Origin of the sequence: uncultured Methanobrevibacter sp., from assembly GCF_902764455.1 — an archaeon.
Taxonomy (GTDB): Archaea; Methanobacteriota; Methanobacteria; order Methanobacteriales; family Methanobacteriaceae; genus Methanocatella.
Genome location: NZ_CACWVY010000071.1, coordinates 1 through 3,551, shown reverse-complemented (window position 1 = coordinate 3,551; position 3,551 = coordinate 1). Strand labels below are relative to the sequence as shown.

Genomic DNA, 3,551 nt, shown 5'->3' with positions numbered 1-3,551 from the left:
ACCTCTTACAATCCATCTAAGAACTTCATTAGGTGCGTCTGATGTGACCTTGAGGGTGTCTGTTAAAATGCCATCATTTATAACGTATGAAGTGCCGATTATAATACATTTTGCATCTTCGCCATAATTATAGATTTCTTTGCCTTCATCGGCTTTTGAATCTATGAATGTACAATTGCCGATTGTTATTTTACCAAAATCGTTATAGATTGCTCCTCCATCATCTTTGGCAACGCTGTTTTTGAAAGTAAGGTTGTTTAAAATCATAATGCCGTAATGATTAAATATTGAACCACCATTTTTCGCATTATTATTGGTGAAATTACATCTTTCGCCGTAAATTAATCCTACATTATTGTAAATTGCACCACCGTCAGCGTAAGCGGTGTTGGATATGAAATTACAATCTGTGAGACTTATGATTCCTTTTTCGTTGTAAATTGCACCTCCGTATTTTGCATAACCTCCTTCAAATGTGGAGTCGGATATTGTTATTATTCCTTCATCATTATAAATCGCACCTCCATAATCATCCTTTACATTATAATCTATTTTATTATTGATAAAATGTGAAGAGGTAATGGATATTGAACCTTCATTTTGTATAGCAGTATTAAATCTGCTGATAGTTAGGTTTATTATAGAACAATATTGGCCTTGATCAACTTTAATAAATTTATATTCGTTTGAATCGTCATAGTCTTTTATGCTGATTGATGCACCATTTCCGAAAATATAAATATTTTCCACATCGGGCATATGAATAGTTTTTTGATTTAAGTTAAATGATTTGTTGGATGTAAAGTTTAAAATCACAATTTTTACATACCCTATGTTACTCATCCTACTTAAGAAGTTTTGATAATCAGTTTCAGTATCTATGTTTATATATTTGATTTCATCATTATGATTTAAAACTAAGCATGTTGCTCCTTTGGAAGTATATATGTTATTTCCGTCATTAGTCTCAAGACTATATTTTTTATTTTTGCAGCAATAACCTGTATTATCTTTGAATTCACAATCAATAAAAGTGGATTGGCTTCCTTTTTCATTATAAATTGCGCCTCCATATTTTGCATAATTGCCTAAAAAATAACAGTCTGAACATTTTAAAATACCCCAGTTTCTTATTGCTCCGCCATAATCCTCTTCAGTCATATAATCGACTTTGTTATATTTTAATTCTACATTTTTCATTTGACATGTTCCATAGTTGGATATGGCTCTATTGAAACCTTTTATTGTGATATTATTTATCCGTACGGAGGAACCCATAGTAACATTTAAAAAGTGATTTTCATTATTTTTATTTGGATTACTGATGGATATAATTGCTCCATTACCTCTAATAATGAGATTTTTCACATGATCTGATTTTATTAATTCGGATGTCCATGGAGTAAATTCAAGATTAAGATTATTTTTAAAATCTATAACTATGGCATCAAATTGACAGTTTTCAGTTGAAACGGAGTTTGCTACTTTTTTAAAACTATCTAAATCAAAGACCTGTAGCATGCCTACATTAAGGGTAGTGTTGTCTGCTAGTGTTAATATGAATGTATTGTTTGAAGTTTGGACGATTTTATATTCACTAGATGCAACTAGGTCAGTTACATTAATTATATTGTCCAACTTGTTTTTATCATTTTCTGAGTTACTGGTCTGTATAACATTCAAATTATCTATATGACTGCTATGTTGTATTATATTGTCATCTGAACTTGAATTATCCGTAGTTGTTAAATTTTCTGAAGTGGAATAATCAGCATAATTCAAATCGGCAATATTTCTGTAATCTTTAATATCGGCATGATTTCCAATAAGGTTTACATTATTTTCTATATTATCATTAACTTCACATGCATTTATTGATGAAACTGAAACCAATAAAATTGCAATTAATATTAGTGTTAATGAAATATTTTTTTTAAGATTCATGTTATCGCCTCTTTTTATTTTTATATTTTTCTTCATGTAATATGTCTTAGAAAGTCTTAAATTAATTAAATAGTTAATTTATCACTATAAATCATTGACATTACTTTTAATCCCTCAGTATGAACTTCATTGGGATAGAGTGAGTTTATATCTATATCCTCATCTGAACCAGATAGGTCTCTTATTAATTCTCCAATGGTGCTTTCTTTAATACCATCAATAACTTCGGTAATAATATTTTGATCAGCAGTTTTGTCGCAATGAGTAATTATGGAAGTGTCGTCGTATACTAGGTCATTGTTTACTATTGCAACTCCTCCTTCGCCATTGCAGACATCGTTACCTTTGCCATATGCCGTATTTTCACTGAAATAACAATTTTTTAAATTTATTAGGCCCTGATTGAATACTGCTCCACCGTATTTCGCATAATTATTTGTGAATCTACAATTTTTACAATCTACAATTCCTGTGGATATTATTGCGGCACCGTAATCTTTATAAATCAAATAATCCATTCTGTTATGGTTAAATGTAACGGAATTTAGAATACATTCTCCTGCAAAGTTTTCAATAGCTGTATTATATCCTTCAATGATTAAGTCACTGACAGACAATATTTTATTTCCTTCTAAAACAGCCCATTTATTCTCATCGCTATCACTGGATGTTGTATATATTTTTGTCCCATGACCCTGGATGTTGATAATATCGAAACCTCCTGCATTGAGGTCGAATTCATGGTTACAGTTGATAGTAAATGCATCGCAAAAATTTATGTTTAATCCAAAACTTATTTGTAAATCACTTCTAATCAAATTTGCAAGTACTATATTGGAATCAATCAAATAGGTTTCATCAATATTAAATAGATATGCTAGAATGCTGTTGAAGCATTTTACAGATGTTGATATTGCAGTTACATAATCATCTTCAAGTCTGGTGTTGGAAAAGAGTTCAATACTTTTAACCATGGTCAGGGTATTTTCATAATCTCCATAATCAATCATGTCATAAAAAATGTTATTGATGTTTGAAATATTTTTAAATTTATAATTTTTTGTAAATGAGATATCATTGAAATATTTGGTTATATGCAGGGCAAATTCATGATTATTACTGTCGTATTCACCATAATACAGCATGCCATTATCAAGGTAAGATAAACTTCTATTGGTTAATACATTATACACTAAAGGAACTATGTTAATGCTTTCATCCGCCACTAGAGACATATAGGAATATTTCAGGTATGTTACATCAATATTTGTTTTTGCTCCGTCAATGTATAGTATACAATCCTTGTAAGCATTATTTTTTAGAGTTATGTTTTCACGTTTGTAATCAAAGTAAATTGCTTCGTGTGATAATTTGGAACTGGAGTTGACAAAAATGGAGTTAATGATTGTATTATTAGTGCCTCCAATATAAATTGCTCCTCCGACACCTTGGGCAATGTTATCTACAAAAAGACAATCGTCAATAATGCCGTTATTTCCGCTCCAGCTTAATGCTCCACCATTGATTGCGGAATTTTCATGGAATGTACAATCTGAAATTACTCCATTGTCTCCCATCCATTCAATGGGACTATAATTTTCTGTGTA

The 3,551-nt window shown here is 30.4% G+C and carries 2 protein-coding genes; both read right to left on the bottom strand.

Annotation, left to right across the window (positions count from 1 at the left end; all coding sequences use genetic code 11):
- Positions 1-1,944 (bottom strand): hypothetical protein (locus QZU75_RS12495; RefSeq protein WP_296884149.1); only part of this gene is annotated, 1,944 nt, incomplete at its 3' end.
- Positions 1,945-2,009: 65 nt separating this feature from the next.
- On the bottom strand, positions 2,010-3,551 hold a 1,542-nt coding region (locus tag QZU75_RS12490; protein ID WP_296884148.1), incomplete at its 5' end, for a hypothetical protein.